The 17,780-nt window shown below is 45.2% G+C and carries 13 protein-coding genes; 7 read left to right on the top strand and 6 right to left on the bottom strand.

Annotated elements, in window-relative coordinates; translation table 11 throughout:
• The gene (locus tag Xsto_RS09365; RefSeq protein ID WP_099124890.1) at positions 1 to 1,701 is read left to right on the top strand and encodes an NAD(P)/FAD-dependent oxidoreductase; all 1,701 of its coding nucleotides are present in this window, start codon (positions 1 to 3) and stop codon (positions 1,699 to 1,701) included.
• 133 nt (positions 1,702 to 1,834) lie between these two features.
• Here the strand turns inward: Xsto_RS09365 and Xsto_RS09360 are convergent, their stop codons facing one another.
• Complete coding sequence (locus Xsto_RS09360) at positions 1,835 to 3,019, bottom strand: MFS transporter (protein WP_211284305.1); 1,185 nt, start codon at positions 3,017 to 3,019, stop codon at positions 1,835 to 1,837.
• A gap of 652 nt (positions 3,020 to 3,671) precedes the next feature.
• Between Xsto_RS09360 and Xsto_RS09355 the strand changes: the two genes are divergently transcribed.
• The 4 genes from Xsto_RS09355 to Xsto_RS09340 are packed head-to-tail and all read left to right on the top strand — an operon-like array spanning position 3,672 to position 9,498.
• The gene (locus Xsto_RS09355) at positions 3,672 to 4,802 is read left to right on the top strand and encodes a LuxE/PaaK family acyltransferase (protein WP_099120428.1); all 1,131 of its coding nucleotides are present in this window, start codon (positions 3,672 to 3,674) and stop codon (positions 4,800 to 4,802) included.
• 1 nt (position 4,803) lies between these two features.
• A complete protein-coding gene (locus Xsto_RS09350; protein ID WP_099111031.1) occupies positions 4,804 to 7,233 on the top strand; it encodes an acyl-CoA reductase in 2,430 nt (809 codons plus the stop codon).
• A gap of 18 nt (positions 7,234 to 7,251) precedes the next feature.
• A complete protein-coding gene (locus Xsto_RS09345) occupies positions 7,252 to 8,493 on the top strand; it encodes a phenylacetate--CoA ligase family protein (RefSeq protein ID WP_099124889.1) in 1,242 nt (413 codons plus the stop codon).
• Positions 8,494 to 8,505: 12 nt separating this feature from the next.
• Complete coding sequence (locus Xsto_RS09340; RefSeq protein ID WP_099124888.1) at positions 8,506 to 9,498, top strand: GNAT family N-acetyltransferase; 993 nt, start codon at positions 8,506 to 8,508, stop codon at positions 9,496 to 9,498.
• Here the strand turns inward: Xsto_RS09340 and Xsto_RS09335 are convergent.
• Positions 9,495 to 10,271: an APH(3') family aminoglycoside O-phosphotransferase gene (locus tag Xsto_RS09335; RefSeq protein WP_099124887.1), complete on the bottom strand. Its 777-nt coding sequence runs from the start codon at positions 10,269 to 10,271 to the stop codon at positions 9,495 to 9,497. The genes Xsto_RS09340 and Xsto_RS09335 overlap by 4 nt on opposite strands.
• Positions 10,272 to 10,686: 415 nt before the next feature.
• Between Xsto_RS09335 and Xsto_RS09330 the strand changes: the two genes are divergently transcribed.
• Positions 10,687 to 11,382: a pirin family protein gene (locus tag Xsto_RS09330; RefSeq protein WP_099124886.1), complete on the top strand. Its 696-nt coding sequence runs from the start codon at positions 10,687 to 10,689 to the stop codon at positions 11,380 to 11,382.
• 123 nt (positions 11,383 to 11,505) lie between these two features.
• Here Xsto_RS09330 and pckA read toward each other — a convergent pair whose 3' ends face one another.
• The 4 genes from pckA to Xsto_RS09310 form a co-directional block, all read right to left on the bottom strand.
• A complete protein-coding gene (pckA, locus tag Xsto_RS09325) occupies positions 11,506 to 13,125 on the bottom strand; it encodes a phosphoenolpyruvate carboxykinase (ATP) (RefSeq protein ID WP_099124885.1) in 1,620 nt (539 codons plus the stop codon).
• 220 nt (positions 13,126 to 13,345) lie between these two features.
• On the bottom strand, positions 13,346 to 14,203 hold the full coding sequence (gene hslO / locus Xsto_RS09320; RefSeq protein ID WP_099124884.1) for an Hsp33 family molecular chaperone HslO: 858 nt from the start codon (positions 14,201 to 14,203) through the stop codon (positions 13,346 to 13,348).
• Between the two features lie 86 nt (positions 14,204 to 14,289).
• Positions 14,290 to 14,709 carry a ribosome-associated heat shock protein Hsp15 gene (gene hslR / locus Xsto_RS09315; RefSeq protein WP_099111038.1) on the bottom strand — a complete coding sequence of 140 codons (420 nt, stop codon included), beginning with the start codon at positions 14,707 to 14,709 and terminating at the stop codon, positions 14,290 to 14,292.
• A gap of 127 nt (positions 14,710 to 14,836) precedes the next feature.
• Complete coding sequence (locus tag Xsto_RS09310) at positions 14,837 to 16,945, bottom strand: IgaA/UmoB family intracellular growth attenuator (protein ID WP_099124883.1); 2,109 nt, start codon at positions 16,943 to 16,945, stop codon at positions 14,837 to 14,839.
• Positions 16,946 to 17,218: 273 nt separating this feature from the next.
• Between Xsto_RS09310 and nudE the strand changes: the two genes are divergently transcribed.
• Positions 17,219 to 17,770 carry an ADP compounds hydrolase NudE gene (gene nudE / locus Xsto_RS09305; protein WP_099124882.1) on the top strand — a complete coding sequence of 184 codons (552 nt, stop codon included), beginning with the start codon at positions 17,219 to 17,221 and terminating at the stop codon, positions 17,768 to 17,770.
• The last annotated feature ends 10 nt before the right edge of the window (positions 17,771 to 17,780 follow it).

Here is a 17,780-nt window from a genome sequence, read left to right as displayed (position 1 = left end):
ATGACAACAAATGATATCTCATCTGCCCAAACCCCCTCATTTCCGTTTATCGACACGCTATTTGACTATGGAGCCTTTTTGGAACAAGTTGAATCGCAGCAAGCTATTGGGCATTTACCTGACAGTCAGCAACATCAACATATTGCCATCGTTGGCGCTGGGCTAAGCGGTTTGGTTGCAGCCAGGGAGTTGTTACGTGCTGGCGTACGCAACATCACCTTGTTTGAAGCTGAGCCGGGACGTTATGGCGGGCGTTTATTGAGCACACGTTTTAATCCAGATATACCACAGTACATCGCAGAAATGGGAGCTATGCGCTTTCCTCCAACTTGTGTAGGACTGTTTCACTACCTGAATCTATTCGGTATTAATACCACCTCAGTGTTTCCCGATCCCGGTATTGTGGATACCGAGATCCACTATCAGGGAAATGCGTTAAGCTGGAAAGCTGGCGAGTCCCCGCCAATCCTATTTCAGCGTGTCGAACGCGGCTGGAAAGCATTTCTGCATGAGGGCATTGAACTGGAAGGTGAGCAACGTCTAGTGGCACCGACAGCAATAACTCAAGCTTTACGTGAAGGACGTCTAACAGATGCGAAAGCAGCCTGGCAGCACTATCTAGACGTCTTTGGTGACAGCTGTTTCTACTCTGCACTCGTGCGCATTTTCACCGGAAAAAATCCTCCTGGGGGACAATCTTGGGTGAAGCCAATTGACTTTGAGCTGTTCGGGTCGCTCGGTATAGGCTCCGGAGGCTTTCTACCTGTATTCCGCGCTTCATTTATTGAAATCCTACGACTCGTGGTGAACGGATTGGAGGAGGATCAACGTTTAGTTCCTGAAGGTATATCTTCGCTGACTGAACACATAGGGGAAGAAATAATCGGAGGCCGTCCACTGGCAGAACGCATCCGGTATCAAAAAGTCACACAAATCAATCAACAAAAAAACGGTCGCTTTTTGGTAGTAACAGAAAAGGGAGAATCCAGTACTTTTGATCGGGTCATCGTCACCATTTCCACACGTGCCATGCAGGTATCTCTTAAGCTGTCTAAACACCCACAGTGGCTGGTAACAGGTGTCGCACGTGCGATTAATGAAACTCACCTGATTGGTTCATCAAAACTGTTTCTACTCACACGAGAAAAGTTCTGGCTTAAAGAGAAATTACCACACACCATTTTGACGGATACTCTGGCAAAAGGCGTCTACTGTCTCGATTACCAGCCTGAAGATCCCAACGGGCACGGCGTGGTACTCATCAGTTATACCTGGGAGGATGACTCTCACAAGCTAGTTACGTTGAAGGATAAACGTGCTCGTCTGGATCGGCTGGTTGAAGAGTTGTCACTGACTGCTCCGGCCTTCGCCCGCCACCTAGTCCCAATGAACAACGACCCTCGCTACATACTTGAATATGACTGGTTAACAGATGCTACCGCTATGGGAGCATTCAAACTCAATTATCCTGGTGACGATCGCTATTCTGAATCCCTCTTTTTCCAGTTTCAGAGTGCCTGTTCCCGCGAAACCGATACAGGTATCTACTTAGCCGGTTGTAGCTGCTCCTTTACCGGAGGCTGGGCAGAAGGAGCTATTCAGACAGGAATTAATGCCGCCTGCGCAGCTTTATATAGTCTGGGAGGTACCCTGCAAGCCAACAACCCGTTGACTTCTATGGCTCACCATTATCATTACTGAGCACAATCCCATCATACATATAAATTCTCATATACTTCTGGCCAAGGAGGAGGCCATTAATTTTTGCAATCTGAATGCTCTTCAAACAGGCTGAATAAATAATAGAGACTAACTCAAAGATAAACGGCAGCGTTTATCGTCGTCTCCCATTTGCAGTCAGTGAAGCACTGCCTGCAACGCAGGTGGCGGCCAGAAGCATTACCACAGCAAGACCTATCAGTAATCCGGTGAAACTGGATACATCAGCCACAATGAGCGGCCCGGTGCTGGCACCGATAAACAGGATAAATCCATTAAGAGCCATACCCCCAGCCCGATTGGGAACGGACATCGTACCAAATTGCGTAATCATCGCCGGAATGGCGAGTGCCACACCTGCAACAAAGATCAGGCTCCCAATGGAAACGCCCGTCAGGGATTGTGGTAAGACTGCCACCAAAAATAAGCCAAAAGACGCAAACATATAACCCGTAATAGCAACGCCCTGCATCCCAATCCGGGCGGCAATCGGCCCGGCTAACAGTGCTGCAAACATTCCGGGTAATCCAACCATACGCAGCAGAATAATTTTTTCGGGTTCCAGTCCCAGAACTACAAGATGTGGCCCCAAAGCGGTATAGATAGCAACAAATGACAGTAGCAACGTGATGTGGGCACAAGACAGTAATAAAACAGCCGGACGCATGGTAACCGCTCCCAACTCGATAAAGCGATATCCCAGATGCCCATTAACAGCAGCACGTTCTGGTTCTCTGACCATAGCTGCAACGAATGGAATTGCCACCAGCAGACAAGTTCCTGTTATCAGAAATACCCAATACCACTCCCATCTCAGTACCACCCAAGCAGCCAGTACCTGCCCGAAAATACCGGCAACAAGAAATGAAGTCGACATTGCTCCGGTTGCTATCGCACGTCGGCGAACCGGAATCGCTTCACCGAGATAGGCGAGTGCTGTCGGTGCAAAACTGGATGCCGCCAGCCCTTGTATCGCCCGCAGCCCAGTCAGCCATGATAATGATGGCGCGAAAGCACATGCAAAGGTCGCAATTGACAATATAACTAACCCCGTCAGCATCACCGGACGACGGCCATACTGATCGGATACCGGCCCCCAGATCAAGAATCCACAGGCATAGGCCAGACTGAAACTTGTAGCAAGTGCAAATGTGACATGCCGCGGGCTGGTCGGGCTAAAATCCTGACCAACTTGAGCCAGTAGAGGGATCACCATATAAAGCTGAGTCAGAACGAACAGCGCAATCACGACCAGCAACGTAATGATACCGCCACTCGCTGCCTGAGACTGGTTATGCATGACACTTTGTCTCCACTGAGCCAAACGTGACGACGGTTTAATCATCCGTGAAATAACCAACAAAATGCTGGATCTGAGTCTAGTATGGTTTTTGTGATACTGACAGTTGTATACACAATATATTTCGAGGATATTAGTTCATACAGAAAATATAAATAATAAACTTCTGCGATTAATATATTCAATTATAAATAGACCTTTCAATTAATACTAAAACTCCTCCTATTATTTAAAAATGCTATTTCTTCCGGGCAGGAATAAATAATGAAATAGGTATATCAAATATTGATACAAGATTCTGTATGATTCAGAGTTAAACATTAGAAAAACAGATTGATTATTATATTTCTATTTGGAATAATGCGCGGCAAATTAGGACTGACAACAAACTATAAAACTGGATAAAGTACGTTTACCCAGTCAAAAACCCAATTAAGATAGTTTAAAAATAACTTTAAAAACGGTCAGAACCTTCCAACATCATTCTTCAACAAAGCCTCAGGGATTAATTATTAGTACAAATGATTTATATCGGGTAACGAAATAAATCTATTAGAAATCATTACATCCAAAATATGAGCAGACAAATTTATTAACCTTTATTGGGACATGGATCCCAAGATTGTTCTGTTCAAAAAAATGAGTCTTAACTATGCAAAACTTAACCCATGTTAAAGCGCTATGTGCTTTAGCAGATCCTTATCGTGCCTGTGCCGATCATGATGCGTTATTTAATGATGCCATGCGTGAACTGACATTATATCACTGTGAGCATACTCCGGGCTATGAACAGTGGCTGGCAAATAATGGTTTGAATAAACAATCTGTAATGGCAATGGATGACTGGTCAGCCCTGCCACCTCTTTTTGCCAATTATTTCAAACGTAATTTGATCGTGAGCAACAGCTCGGTAGATGCTTTGGAGTTAACGTCCTCAGGCACAACCGGACAAAAAAGCCGTATGCACTATGACAACCGAAGTATTACGGCTGCGCAGAATATGGTGGATCGTATTTTTAATTATTATGGCTGGAATACACCTGACCAACCCTGCAATTATCTTCTACTCAGTTATGAACCTGCCGGAGCCATTTCTCTGGGAACCGCTTATACCGATCAGTTTCTGTGTAAGTATGCACCGGTAAACCGCTCCTACTATGCCCTGCGTCATAACGGAAAAAGTAATGAGTTCGATCCTTTCGGTACGATTAAAGCCTTACAGGAATTTGCTGAAGAAGGGCTGCCAGTGCGTATTTTCGGCTTTCCGGCTTTCCTGTGGTTTACCCTGCAAAGAATGGAGCAAATGGGGCTACCCCCACTGAAATTACATCCGGATTCCCTGCTCTCTCTGGGTGGCGGCTGGAAAACACATTCCGATAAAGCAATTTCTAAACAAGAACTGTACCAACGATTGGAAAAACAATTAGGTATCCCGAATGTCCGCTGTCGCGATGGATACGGTTCCGTTGAACATCCTGTGCCTTATATGGAGTGTTCTCATCATCGTTTCCATGTTCCGGTCTACTCACAGGTCTATATCCGTCATACCGCTAATATGTCACGACAGCCTTATGGCGAACCGGGTTTTCTGCACTTCGTCTCTCCTTTTATCACTTCCAGCCCGGCGCACAGCATCGTAATGAGTGATCTGGCGGTACTGCATCCCGGAAGTCAGTGTGGCTGTGAGCTGGATACTGATTGGTTTGAGTTGCTTGGTCGTGCTGGTACCAGCAAAAGTCGTAGTTGTGCTATTGCCGCTTCAGAATTGATAAAAGAGGCCTGAGATGTCTTCCATAGAAAATATTAATGAGCCGCTTTCTGTAGAACAGCTGGCAAAACAAAAAATTGCAAAATTAAGTGCCCGTTTACCAGAGCTTCTGGCACGGCCTCATACTGCGGAACAGGTGCTTGAGTGTGCACAACGCTTTGCCGATCATCTTGCCGATATGGATGATCACCCTCTTTTTGATGCTAAAACACGTGAAGCATTAATTGCTTTCTGTCAGCGTGAAGCGCTACAGGCTAAGCTGGAGCGAGAACTGGGAAAAGACGCATTCTCCCTGCGCCGGTTCGATTATAACCAAAACCGCTATGAGTCATGGAAGCCACTGGGATTGGTCGTCCATATCACACCTTCCAATGCTGCACTGCTTCCTTTTATGGCTGTGCTGGAAAGTTTACTGGTCGGCAATATTAACTGGCTACGTCCGAGCAGCAGTGATAAAGGCTTTAGTGAACAACTTCTGCATGCGTTCCTTGCTCATGACATTTCCGGTGATTTAGCTGATCGCGTCGCTGTTCTGTCGTTACCAGCCACACAGCTGGGAGCATTGTTAAGTCAGGCTGATGCGGTTTCTGCCTGGGGCGGAGATTCTGCCTTATCTTCCATTCGTAGCCAGTTGCCAGCCGGCTGCCGCTGGATAGACTGGGGACACCGTATCAGTTTTGCCTGGCTGAACCCTGATGTAGTCGATGATGCTCAACTGGATGCGCTGGCAGATGATATTTGTTGTTATGACCAGCAAGCCTGTTCCAGTCCGCAATGCCTGCTGGTTGATAGTGATGATCCGGCCGTTTTGCAGAATATCGGGCAACGTATGGCCGCTGCTCTTGAACGTCGTTCTGGATTGCACCCTGCATTGCAGGCAGATGTACAGGAATCCGCTGAAATTACCACTCAGATGGCATTTCAGCACCTCGATTTCGCCTTCGCTCCGGTAAATGGCAAACTCTGGCAAAACGATGGATGGCGGGTAGTATGGCGACATGAGCAGGAGCTGGCTGCTTCTCCCCTGTTCCGTTCATTACAGTTACGCCCGGCACCCCGTCAACAATTATGTTCTATTCTGCGCCCGTGGCGTAATCATCTCCAAAGCTGTGCTTTGATTACCCGTCAGGAAGATATCGCTGAAATGAGCCATGCTCTGTTCGCTGCGGGAGTCAGCCGCATAGCCTCTGCCGGTCAGATGCACAATGGCTATAGCGGTGAGCCGCACGATGGCGTTTATGCATTGTCACGCCTTGCTAAGCGGGTTTCTGTCAGCCTGCCTGCGGGTACGCTGGATGGCTGTGCGCATCTGAATACTCCTCCCTCCCGTCCATACGGGCTGGATAACCTGCCAGTCATGAATAAGGCAGATTTTCAGGCACTGACTCCAAACGAAAAAAGCCGTTTGTACTTCCGTAGCGGAGGCAGCAGCGGAGCACCAAAACTGGCGGCTTACAGCTATTCCGATTATCACACACAAATGCAGTCCGCCGCTGACGGGATATTCGCTTGCGGGCTTGAGCCTGCTACAGACCGGGTCATGAACCTGCTGTACGGCGGAAAGCTATATGGCGGCATGATGAGTTTCTTCACGATTCTGGATAAGCTGGATGTCGCTCAATATCCGATGGGCGGCCCCACTGACAGTGATTTCAGCGAAATAGCGGACTTAATCATACAGGAACGCATTAATACACTGGTCGGGATGCCAAGCACGATACACCGATTATTCCTGAGTGAAGCCGACAAGCTGCGCCAATATGGCGGAGTTCGTAAACTGTTTTTGGGAGGCGAGCACCTGAATGTTGGTCAGCGGAATTTTCTGAATGAATTCGGCATCACCCTGATACGTTCAGCAGCCTACGGTTCAGTAGATGCAGGCCCATTAGGCCACGGATGTACCGCCAGCGAAGATGGTGTTTTCCATTTAATGGCTGATACCCAATGGCTGGAGATCCTTAACATTCATGATGATAAACCCGTAGCAGAAGGGGAAACCGGTCGCCTGATATTTACCTCTCGCCACCGCGAGGCGCAATCCGTCCAGCGCTATGATTTAGGCGATCTCGGGCACTGGATCACTGAACCTTGTTCCTGTGGCCTAATTACGCCTCGTTTCCGACTTGTTGGACGTAATGGTGCTTTACTGCGTGTCGGCAGTATTTTTATCAATCTGGCTGAATTGTCAGAACAGCTGGAAACGCCTGTGCAATGGATAATCGATCACAACGAAGAAGGTATCGGTGGTATCCAGTTATTGATTGAAAATCCTGATGTTGCCACAGTCCGCCAATATTTATTGGATCTGGAGCAGAATTCAAAAATTAAGGAAGTTATCGACGGTGGAATGTTGAATCTGGATGTTACATTTTGCCCAGTATCAGAATTTCGCCGAAATGCTCATAGCGGAAAAGCACCATTGTTCATTGACTTACGTAAATCCTGATTAAGTGAAGCGAATATCATGAAAAGCATAGCGTTAATTGATCTGTTCAATCATGTACGTAAGCATTCTGTTTATTATCGGGAACTCTACAAGTCCGTTCCTGATAACTGGACGCTACAAGATTTACCCTTAGTCGAACCCGGCAATTACTGGGTCGGCTCAGAAAATTTACAAACGTGGCCGGTGCTTACCGCCCCACTGGAAGGGGGGCATGTGTTTAAAACGGGTGGCTCAACCAGTGATGGTCGGCTGTCGGTTTTCAGCCAGCAAGAGTGGAAAGCATTTATCCAGTCTTTTGGCAAAGCTGTTGCCCGTCAACTCCAGCCGGGAGATCGCGTCGCCAATTTGTTTTTTGCGGGCGATCTTTATACCAGTTTACTGTTTATTCATGGTGCTTTGTCTAACTCATCATTACCTATTGTGGAGTTTCCCTTCACTTGTAAGGTCGATGACAATTTGCTGGCTCACAACATTCAGCATCACAATATCAATGTGCTGGCGGGCGTTCCCGTCCAGCTCATCCGCTTTGCTCAATATCTGAAAGAAAACGGGCAGACTCTGCCAATGGTAGAAACCATTCTGTTTGGTGGCGAGAGCCTGTTTGAAGGGCAAATCGCAGCAATGCGGCAGGTTTTCCCGCAGGCTCGCTTTGGCTCCGTAGGCTGTGCCAGTGTTGACGGCGGGTTAATCGGCTTTGCTGATCCCGCATGTGGGCCGGGAGAACATCGGGTTTTCAGTGAAGAGACTATTATTGAGATTATTGATGAAATTACTCATGAACCCATCACGGAACCGGGGCATCGGGGAATGCTGGTGGTTACCAACCTACAACGGCAACTAATGCCGGTACTCCGCTATCCGACCGGCGATCTGGCCTGCTGGTGTGAACCTGAGCAGACTCATCGTAAGTTTGCACTTCAGGGGCGCGCCAATCAGGGTTACCGGATCAGAGTGGGTGATCTTTCCTTATTTCCTGATGACTTAGCAACCCAGTTGTCACCGCAGACCGAACTACTCGCCTGGCAATTGGTACTATCTCAGGAAGAGTCAGAAGACAAAATCAAATTATTGGTGGCCAGCCCTGAACCCGTTAATATCGAGAAAATACGCCATAATATGCTATTGGCATTTCCGGGTCTGAACACAGCACATTTCCGGCAAAATATGCTGGAGATTGTTCAAACCAATATCGATGCAATGTATACCCACCCGCGTTCAGGCAAATTGCAGCGGGTTGTGGATCTGCGTAGTTATAATTGAAGGATCAAATTTATGACTACTTTTCCTTCAGCTATTTTAGATTCTGCTATTCAGATCCGCAGCTACCAATCAGGTGACAGTAAACATATCAGCAAATTATTCCGTGATATTTACGGTGATTCGTATGTCTACCCTGATATCTATCTACCCAAATTGATAGAGGATTATCAGACTACAGGAAAATGGTATTCCGCTCTGGCTTTTTCTCAGGGGCGGCTGATTGGCCATGCATCACTTGTGAAGGATTCGGTTCAGCAGGCTCAGGCAGAGCTGGCGCTGGTTGCGGTATACCCAGAATTTCAGGGCAAAGGTATTGCCACCTCTTTGGGGAATTATTTATGCCACTATGCGAAAGAGCAGCAATATTGTTTGTTGACGATAAAGCAAGTTTGTTCGCATATGAAAAGTCAGTATTTAGCCCAGAATCTGGGCTTTTATTCAACTGCGTTGATGCTGGATTATGTCGATTCTCCCTTTGGGTTACCGGAACCAGAAAGCATTGTTCAGGGTATTTTGCCACTGAAATCGTTTCCATTGCCTAAACTGAATTGGCCGCAATCCTGGCAGAACTGGGCTAACCAGATAAGCCGATATGTTGGTGAATCATCACCTGTTCAACAACAAAAAGGCTGTACCCCTTTTACTTCCAGTGCATACGCAACTTCCCAGATAAAAGGGCGACGTCTGGAGATCACATTATATGAAGCTGATCCAGACTTCTTATCTGAGATCATAGATTACCCGGCTAATCAGTTAATCTATCTGAAACTTCCGGCTAATGAAGAAGCACTACAGTTCTACCCACAATTGCAAAAAGGCGGATTCCGCTTTGCCGGACTCTGCCCTGACCCCCAAGAAGGGTGGTTTTTGCTCTGGCTACGGGGTTACCAACCAACGCCCTATAAATTTTCCGATATCAGCATACAGCATCTCTACCAAATGGAATTGGGAGAAACGGCAGGGCATTCACGACAACCCCGCGTAAGTGAACTGATTCCGGGTTAAAACAGCTCGTCTAACTGTTCGAAGAATTCACGCTTGGCTACGTTATCAAAGTCGCCAAGCGTAGTAAGAAACTCTGCGGCTATATTCACTGAAATCTCTTCACGCAAGTTACGATGCACAAATGCAATATCCAGCCAGCGATCAGCCACACCTCCCCGTCCAAGATCAATAAAGTACAGATAGTCATGTTCATCAACGAAGATATTGCTGTCACAGAGATCACCGTGGGAAAACACTCGCTCCTCACTGGGTAAAGTGGCATGCAGATGCTTCAGCAAACTCTGTGGAGTCGTTATCCCCGGCCACTGTTCAAGATCATATTGCTCAGCACACAAACCGTGATTCAGAAAATACTCAAGCTCATTGAGACGAAACCCGGCTCCAGAATCAAACGGACAATCAACAATAGGCACAGACTGCATCTGGCGGACAGCTTCGTGAAACAGTTCCAGTACCGGCTGCCCAGCATTGAGCCGTTCGTATAATGGCTTACCGGGAACAGCGCGGGAGATCATAAATTCACCTCCTGAATTTTTTGCCACGCAGACAACTTCCGCGACATTCAGGCGATCAGCCAGCCAATTCAGTACTGAGGCTTCCCGCATGACACTGTAAGTCGTATTGGCATAAACAGAAGGCGAGTATTTGAGAAAAAACCGATCATTCCCGCGTATGAAGCTGTAAACACGACAAGGAGATTCACCAATTTTATCTGGGATTAAAGCTGAGTTGCCGATAAAACAGTCAATAGATGGAGGCAGTTTAGGCAGCATTTATCTTCCTTTTGTCATTTGAATGACCTAAACACAATTTAATTTACAGGCTCGCCATCAAGCTACTCTATGTTCACTTATTCCTGCCATTTTCTTAACTGAATTCGTCAAGGTTCTGACCAGAAAGCCGATCAGGATCTAATTTTGGTCAAAAAAACACTTTACAAATGATATTGAGAACGATTATCATTATTAACACTTTCAGTGCACCACCTTCAGGGTCATGTGAAAGTACGACATTGCTCACATTGCTTCCAGTGTTTACTTTATAGCCAGCAACTTAATGTTGGCTTTTTTTTATCCTTAATATCCTCTTTTTATTATTCAAAATTTTTGATTGTTAATATTAAATTTCTAATATTTCATATTTAATTCCATCAACTAGACTATGAAAAAATGTTGAGGGATTTTGAAGATGATTTACCTACGTAAGGCTTCAGAACGAGGCCACGCTAATCATGGCTGGCTGGATAGCTGGCACACTTTTTCATTTGCACATTATTATGATGCCAACTTCATGGGCTTCTCTGCCCTAAGAGTCATCAATGAAGACCTGATTGATGGTGGTCAAGGATTTGGCATGCATCCTCATCATGATATGGAAATTCTGACTTATGTTCTGTCCGGTACAGTAGAGCATCAGGATAATATGGGAAATCTGGGCCAAATATCAGCAGGCGAGTTTCAGATAATGAGCGCGGGTACTGGTATTCGCCACTCAGAATATAATCCACATTATGATAATCCTCTTCACTTATACCAAATCTGGATTATGCCAGCAGAAAATAGTCTGACACCCCGCTATGAACAACGCCGCTTTGAGTCGGAAAAAAACCACCAGCTCATACTTTCACCTGATGCCCGTGATGGCTCATTAAAGATATTTCAAGATATGACGTTATGGCGTCATACATTGAAACGTAGTGAAAGGTACGAATATCATATAGAAAAACCGCGAAAAATCTGGCTTCAAGTGGTTCGCGGCGAAATCGATGTCAACGGTGTAAAAGCAGGGATTAGCGACGGTATCGCTATCAGGGATGAATCCGACATTCAGATAACCGCAAATCAACAGAGTGAAATCTTATTGTTTGATCTGCCGCCTAATTGATCACTCTTCCAAAAAGTAAGAAACGTCATAGTGATAAACCCCGCTAGTTTTTCAACGGGGTTTGTTAACAACTTGAAGTGGGATCGTTCTCCCACTTTATTTAATGCAGATAGTCTGAAACTCTTACAACTTCGGCCCAGCTTTTACCAATGCAGCGCCAGCGGCGGTATCGGTATATTTGTCGAAGTTATTAATGAAACGCTCAGCCAGATCTTTGGCTTTAACATCCCATTCCGCTTTATCCGCATAAGTATTACGTGGATCAAGAATACCGCTATCAACGCCCGGCAATGTCGTTGGGACAGTCAGGTCAAAAATCGGCAATTCGACGGTATCTGCATCTTCAATATCGCCACTTAGGATTGCATCAATAATCGCGCGGGTATCTTTGATAGAAATTCGTTTGCCTGTGCCGTTCCAGCCAGTGTTAACCAAATAGGCTTTTGCACCGGATGCCTGCATGCGCTTCACCAGCACTTCAGCATACTGTGTCGGATGTAACGACAGGAATGCCGCACCAAAACATGCCGAGAAAGTCGGCGTTGGTTCAGTTACACCACGCTCAGTTCCGGCAAGTTTAGCGGTAAAACCTGACAGGAAGTGATACTGAGTCTGTTCTGGCGTCAGGCGGGAAACAGGAGGTAATACACCGAAAGCATCAGCCGTCAGGAAAATAACTTTAGTTGCGTGTCCGGCTTTTGATACCGGCTTAACGATATTTTCAATATGGTAGATAGGATAGGAAACGCGGGTATTTTCTGTTTTAGAACCGTCGTTGAAATCAACCGAGCCATCTGCCAGCACAGTGACGTTTTCCAGCAGGGCATCACGGCGAATAGCGTGATAAATATCCGGTTCGGCTTCTTTCGACAGGTTGATGGTTTTTGCATAACAACCACCTTCAAAGTTAAATACGCCGTCGTCATCCCAGCCATGTTCATCATCACCGATCAGTTTACGTTTCGGATCAGTGGAAAGCGTGGTTTTACCTGTACCGGAAAGACCAAAGAAAACAGCGACATCACCCTGCTCACCCACGTTAGCAGAGCAATGCATGGAAGCAATACCTTTCAGTGGCAGCAGGTAGTTCATCATTGAGAACATGCCCTTTTTCATCTCACCGCCATACCAAGTACCACCGATCAGTTGCATTCTTTCTGTCAGGTTAAAAGCAACAAAGTTTTCAGAGTTCAGGCCCTGCTCTTTCCATTGTGGATTCGTGCACTTAGCACCGTTCATCACAATAAAGTCCGGCGTGAAGTCGATCAGCTCTTCATCCGAAGGGCGGATAAACATGTTTTTGACAAAATGAGCCTGCCATGCCACTTCCGTAATGAAACGCACTTTCAGGCGGGTATCCGCATTCGCGCCACAGAACGCATCGACTACAAACAAACGTTTGCCTGAAAGCTGCTGAGTAACTAATCCCTTAAGATGAGACCAGGTTTCCTGACTGAGAGGTTTATTATCGTTCTTACCTTTTCCCTGATCGGCCCACCACACTGTGTCGCGAGTCACTTCATCACGTACAATGTATTTATCTTTAGGAGAACGCCCTGTAAAAATCCCAGTATCTACTGCGACAGCGCCAAGATTGGTCAATGTTCCTTTCTCATATCCCTGTAAAGAGGATTTAGTTTCTTCAGAAAATAACAATTCATAGCTTGGGTTATAGATAACTTCGCTGATATCACGAATACCATAAACCGCAAGCTCCTGCGCAGTAACGCCTGTAACGCTCATTTATTGCTCCTGATCAGTTAGATTTAATCTCTGTCTCAGCCGGAAATAATAAATAATTATGACTAATTAACCGCGATTGTTATCAAAAAATTGAAATCTTATTATTTTTTTTAGTGTTATATGAGACACAGAACACGAAACAAAAAATTTTTAATAATAAAAAGGGCGTATTTATACGCCCTCCAAAATCAATACATAAATACAATCAATATAATTATTATTACTTCACTTCTTTTATTTTATTAATCGCTTTTTCATCGAAAATATAATGCATTCCACAGAATTCACATTCCATGTCAATTTTGCCATCTTTATGCAGAATATCTCGCAGATCCTCTTCTGGTAAAGTTGCCAGAGTATCGGCACAACGTTGATGAGAACAGCCACAACGGAATTCAACCTGCTGAGGTTCATACAGAGTGACATCTTCTTCATGGTAAAGACGATACAGAATTTCTTTGATATCCAGTGTAAACAGCTCTTCACCTTTGATGGTTGTCGTGAGCTGAACCAGATGGTCAAGCATATCAACATCACCGGCTTGCGCGCTCGGCAAGCTCTGCAATAACATGCCACCCGCCGCCATTTTGCCATCCTGCACACCTGTGCGGATAAACAATCTGGTTGGTAACTGTTCTGACTGCCTGAAGTAAGCATCCAGACATTCCGCCAGCGTCTCTCCTTCCAGCGCTACAACCCCCTGATAGCGCTCACCTTCTGTTGGCGTAACTGTAATGACCATATAACCATTACCAACCATATCACGCAGGCTACTCTCAGCATTAATATCACCATCAATACGGGCAGTACCACGCATTTGTTGCTGGTTATTACCATTGATAACTGCCAGCTTAACCGGCCCGTCGCCCTGAATTTGTACGGTAATATCTCCGTTGAATTTCAGGGTAGCGGTCAACAGGCTGGTTGCGACCAACAATTCACCCAGCAACTGCTGTACAGGTTGAGGAAAATCGTGATTTTCCAACATCCGCTGGTAAGTCTCACTGACGGTAACAAGTTCACCCCTGACAGAATGACTTTCAAATAAAAAGCGGTGTAATTGGTCATGCTTGATCATAAATCTCTCTCATTTCACTGAGGCGGTTATTCCCTTTATCTTTCAAGCTGCCGCTTTGCTGGCAGCGCGAAGCAACTCGAAATTTGTTAGGAATGTCCCGACTCATTTAATTTTGTATTCTTGAACTTAATCAGTGTACGCCGCTCTTTCTTATCCGGGCGACGATCAGGATGTGGCATCGTTAGTGCATTCATTTTACGGGCTAACGCCATTTTTTCCCGTTTAATAATGCTTTCTTCCGTTTCCTGATAAAGCTGCTGGGCTTCTGTAGCACCACGCCTTTGGCTGCTGAGGGCCAGAACGGTGACTGTTCTCTCATCACTACCCTGACGCAGTTTAATGACAGCATTCAACTCAACCAGTTTACTCGGCTTTCCACGCTGACCATTATAGTGGACTTTTCCTCCATCAATCATGTCACGCGCAGTGGAACGGGTTTTGTAAAAACGGGCTGCCCACAGCCACTTATCAAGGCGAACAGCTTGATCGTTGTCTGAATTAGGCATGATTGTTCTCTCTGATTGCTCTGTTTCAATATTAACGGGTAAATATTAACGGGTAATGTGTAATAACAATACCTGATCGGAGATGACAAAAAACAGGTTCAGGGTAGCATAGCCCACCGGATTATCGCTAATTCATTGGTGGTTGTTTCACATTGAAGCAACTATCGTAGTGCTGTTTTATCCGCAGCAAACGCTGCCTGTTTTTTTGTTTTTTCTTGATAGTCAGTATCCCATTGACTATCAGCGTCGCCATAATTACCGCCAGAAAAAGGCAGCTACCCAGATAACGAATCAGTGTTATAGAATCAGGCTCACTGTGCAGCGTTATATGGCGGGTGCCATTTGCATCTTCCGATAACTCCGTTACGATGCCTTTCGTTTCAAATGGTACATGCGTCAGCATTCCCGCTTGCCGCAATAAATCATGCCATTGCTGCAATGCATTGGAATCATAAGTAAAAAACGATGAAATAGGATATTCAACTAATGGACGCTTTTCATCACTAATCAATAAAACGCCCCCCGGTGGAGGACTGTTCAGAAGAATACTGTATCTATCCGTTTCCCGCTGGACAAATGAAGCTGCAGTGGAATCAACTAACTTTCCTAATGCATCCGCACTGACAGAACGTAGTAGAACCTTAGTTCCATTCAGTTTCCCTTTTTCAGCCTGATTCAGGAGATCATCCCAACTTTTGGCATTACTTAAATTGACAAGTGCATTTTTTAGCCGGTTACAATCGCCTTCCTTGAAGCAAAGCGCATTCGTCTTCAAAATAATCTGAGGAAAATTGTCGAGTAATATCATTCCCGACTTAGTAATCACTTCATTCAGGGCGGGATTATATTTCCGGGCATGCTCCATAGGACGCAATTGCTCATTCACTGTTGTCAGTAACGCCGAAGCTTTATTGATAATCTCCGATTCAGGAATGGGTAATGAGCTGCCATTGTTCCAATAAATACCAAGGCAATCAAACGGTAAAAAAGAAAAATCATCCGGGGAAGACAGTGTCCCTGATTTTGGTGGCATGTAACACATTCCCGTACCTTTCACCCTCAACACATCCCCTTCCCGCAGTGGCATATTCGATAACTCACCGGCATCAGTAATGACTGTGGTGTTATTACCATGCAGCCACGCGAAACTTAATCGCATCGATAGACTAACCGGCGGATAAAGATACAGTACAAGCATGGCTAAGATAGAAAATACCACCAGCATCTGATTCTTCTGGTAACGTTGATAAGGGTAAAGCCTTTCTTCCTCATTCAATGAAAGATGCTGCCCCTGACGGACAACATGGCCATTGGAGTACATTTCTACATCAGTATTTTTATCAAGTTCATGCGCAACATACGGCTCCCAATGAACAGGATAAATGAGATCAACGCCTCCAAGAGAGATGTTCTTTTTGTTTTCCTGCTCAAATTCACTAAATACCCCCCAGCGTTTCAGAATGCCGCTGAAACAGCTTATATTCAAATAATTACGTGTGGAGGGTAACCTGAAAAACGGCCAGAAACTGGCAAGAATAAACAGCACAGAAACCAGCATCAGCCACGGCAATAATGGTGAAGGAACAAAAAGCGCCAGAAACCACAACGATAAGCCAGCACACATCAGCACACCTTCCTGAATACCTGTTGAGTGACGCAGGCGATACTCTTCCGGAGTTTCTTTACGCAGGTACAGCAGGTTGGCATTCGAATTACCGTTTTTCTGAATTGAAGCGTGCTCTGCCTTTTTGATACTCGGTGTAACCAGCAGGTCTTGCTGATAGTCTGTCAGACTGTGACCATTTACCGCAATGACTAGCGGCATTGAAGAAGTTTCAACAATATCGATTGTATTTCGCTGATTAACAAAAGGTTCAAGCAAGGCAGGAAAATAGATTTCTGTTTCATCGAGATAGTAACGCCAGTGCTGCGTTTCCCCAGAAACAGCAGAAAAACGGGTGATAGTATGACTGATGGTATAAACGTTATTATCCCTGATGGGAAATACCGGATAGCCGGATACGTAGCTTCTGTCTAATTTCGTCTGGGGTAGGATATTTTTCAAATAAGATTCAATAACTTGAAATTCGACTGCATTCAACTTACGACTGACTGTGTTAGTCTTCAATGACATATAACGCGCGTTATCAGACCGCCTCCATCTGAAAGTCAGAAAGGAAGCCATTATAGTCAGGCTAATAATAAAAATAGCCAATATAATGACCAGTGAGCTCATTTGTTCTCCACGCCCATGACAGCAGTAAGAAACTGACAAAATAACAATCGAAAGAAACCCGCAGAATCAGGTTATTCCTATTCTCGCCTTCTATTTTTAATTTTATTTACAACATGTTATATAAATTTTCTCACACCAATTCACAAAAAACAGCATTTTCTGCAAAGTAGAACCATAACAAAAATACATACAAGCGATAATCGCTATCATTTACTAACATAATCAGCCATATTAAAGCAAAGTTTAAATACGCAACAACCATCAGGGGCAAGCATGATTGAACTGAAAAAGCCTAAAATATTGAATATAAGTAATATTGCCCATTCTCGTTTATTCAACATCCAGTCCGTCGATCTTGAATTCAGTAATGGTGCCAGACGTATTTATGAACGAATGAAACCTACCAATCATGAAGCGGTTCTCATTATTCCGGTAATTGGCGATGACTTACTTCTGATACGTGAGTACGCCGTAGGTATTGAACAATATGAATTGGGTTTTCCTAAAGGCGCGATTGATGCAGGAGAAAGTATTCTTGAAGCGGCTAATCGTGAATTAAAGGAAGAGGTAGGATTAGGTGCCAACAAACTGGAATTGTTGACAAAATTGACGATGGCGCCTTCTTATTTTTCCAGCAAAATGAACATCGTGATTGCACAGGATTTATACCCCGAAGCTCTGGAAGGAGATGAGCCGGAGCCACTGGTACAGATCCGCTGGCCTATAGCAGACATGATGTCACTACTGGAACACCCCGATTTCAACGAAGCCAGAAATGTCAGTGCGTTATTTTTTGCACAACGATACCTGAATGAAATGTGTTAAGACTCCGTTT

It is taken from the genome of Xenorhabdus stockiae, assembly GCF_002632825.1.
Classification (GTDB): domain Bacteria; phylum Pseudomonadota; class Gammaproteobacteria; order Enterobacterales; family Enterobacteriaceae; genus Xenorhabdus; species Xenorhabdus stockiae.
Note: the sequence above shows the minus strand (reverse complement) of the source record. Positions and strands in the feature narration are given on the sequence as shown.

What these genes read in the sequence shown, in the direction of transcription:
- Xsto_RS09365 (WP_099124890.1), top strand. Translation starts at nt 1, where the DNA reads ATGACAACAAATGATATCTCATCTGCCCAAACCCCCTCATTTCCGTTT.
- hslR (WP_099111038.1), bottom strand. Translation starts at nt 14,709, where the DNA reads ATGCCTAATTCAGACAACGATCAAGCTGTTCGCCTTGATAAGTGGCTG.
- nudE (WP_099124882.1), top strand. Translation starts at nt 17,219, where the DNA reads ATGATTGAACTGAAAAAGCCTAAAATATTGAATATAAGTAATATTGCC.
- pckA (WP_099124885.1), bottom strand. Translation starts at nt 13,125, where the DNA reads ATGAGCGTTACAGGCGTTACTGCGCAGGAGCTTGCGGTTTATGGTATT.
- Xsto_RS09355 (WP_099120428.1), top strand. Translation starts at nt 3,672, where the DNA reads ATGCAAAACTTAACCCATGTTAAAGCGCTATGTGCTTTAGCAGATCCT.
- Xsto_RS09310 (WP_099124883.1), bottom strand. Translation starts at nt 16,945, where the DNA reads ATGAGCTCACTGGTCATTATATTGGCTATTTTTATTATTAGCCTGACT.
- Xsto_RS09360 (WP_211284305.1), bottom strand. Translation starts at nt 3,019, where the DNA reads ATGCATAACCAGTCTCAGGCAGCGAGTGGCGGTATCATTACGTTGCTG.
- Xsto_RS09340 (WP_099124888.1), top strand. Translation starts at nt 8,506, where the DNA reads ATGACTACTTTTCCTTCAGCTATTTTAGATTCTGCTATTCAGATCCGC.
- Xsto_RS09345 (WP_099124889.1), top strand. Translation starts at nt 7,252, where the DNA reads ATGAAAAGCATAGCGTTAATTGATCTGTTCAATCATGTACGTAAGCAT.
- Xsto_RS09330 (WP_099124886.1), top strand. Translation starts at nt 10,687, where the DNA reads ATGATTTACCTACGTAAGGCTTCAGAACGAGGCCACGCTAATCATGGC.
- Xsto_RS09350 (WP_099111031.1), top strand. Translation starts at nt 4,804, where the DNA reads ATGTCTTCCATAGAAAATATTAATGAGCCGCTTTCTGTAGAACAGCTG.
- Xsto_RS09335 (WP_099124887.1), bottom strand. Translation starts at nt 10,271, where the DNA reads ATGCTGCCTAAACTGCCTCCATCTATTGACTGTTTTATCGGCAACTCA.
- hslO (WP_099124884.1), bottom strand. Translation starts at nt 14,203, where the DNA reads ATGATCAAGCATGACCAATTACACCGCTTTTTATTTGAAAGTCATTCT.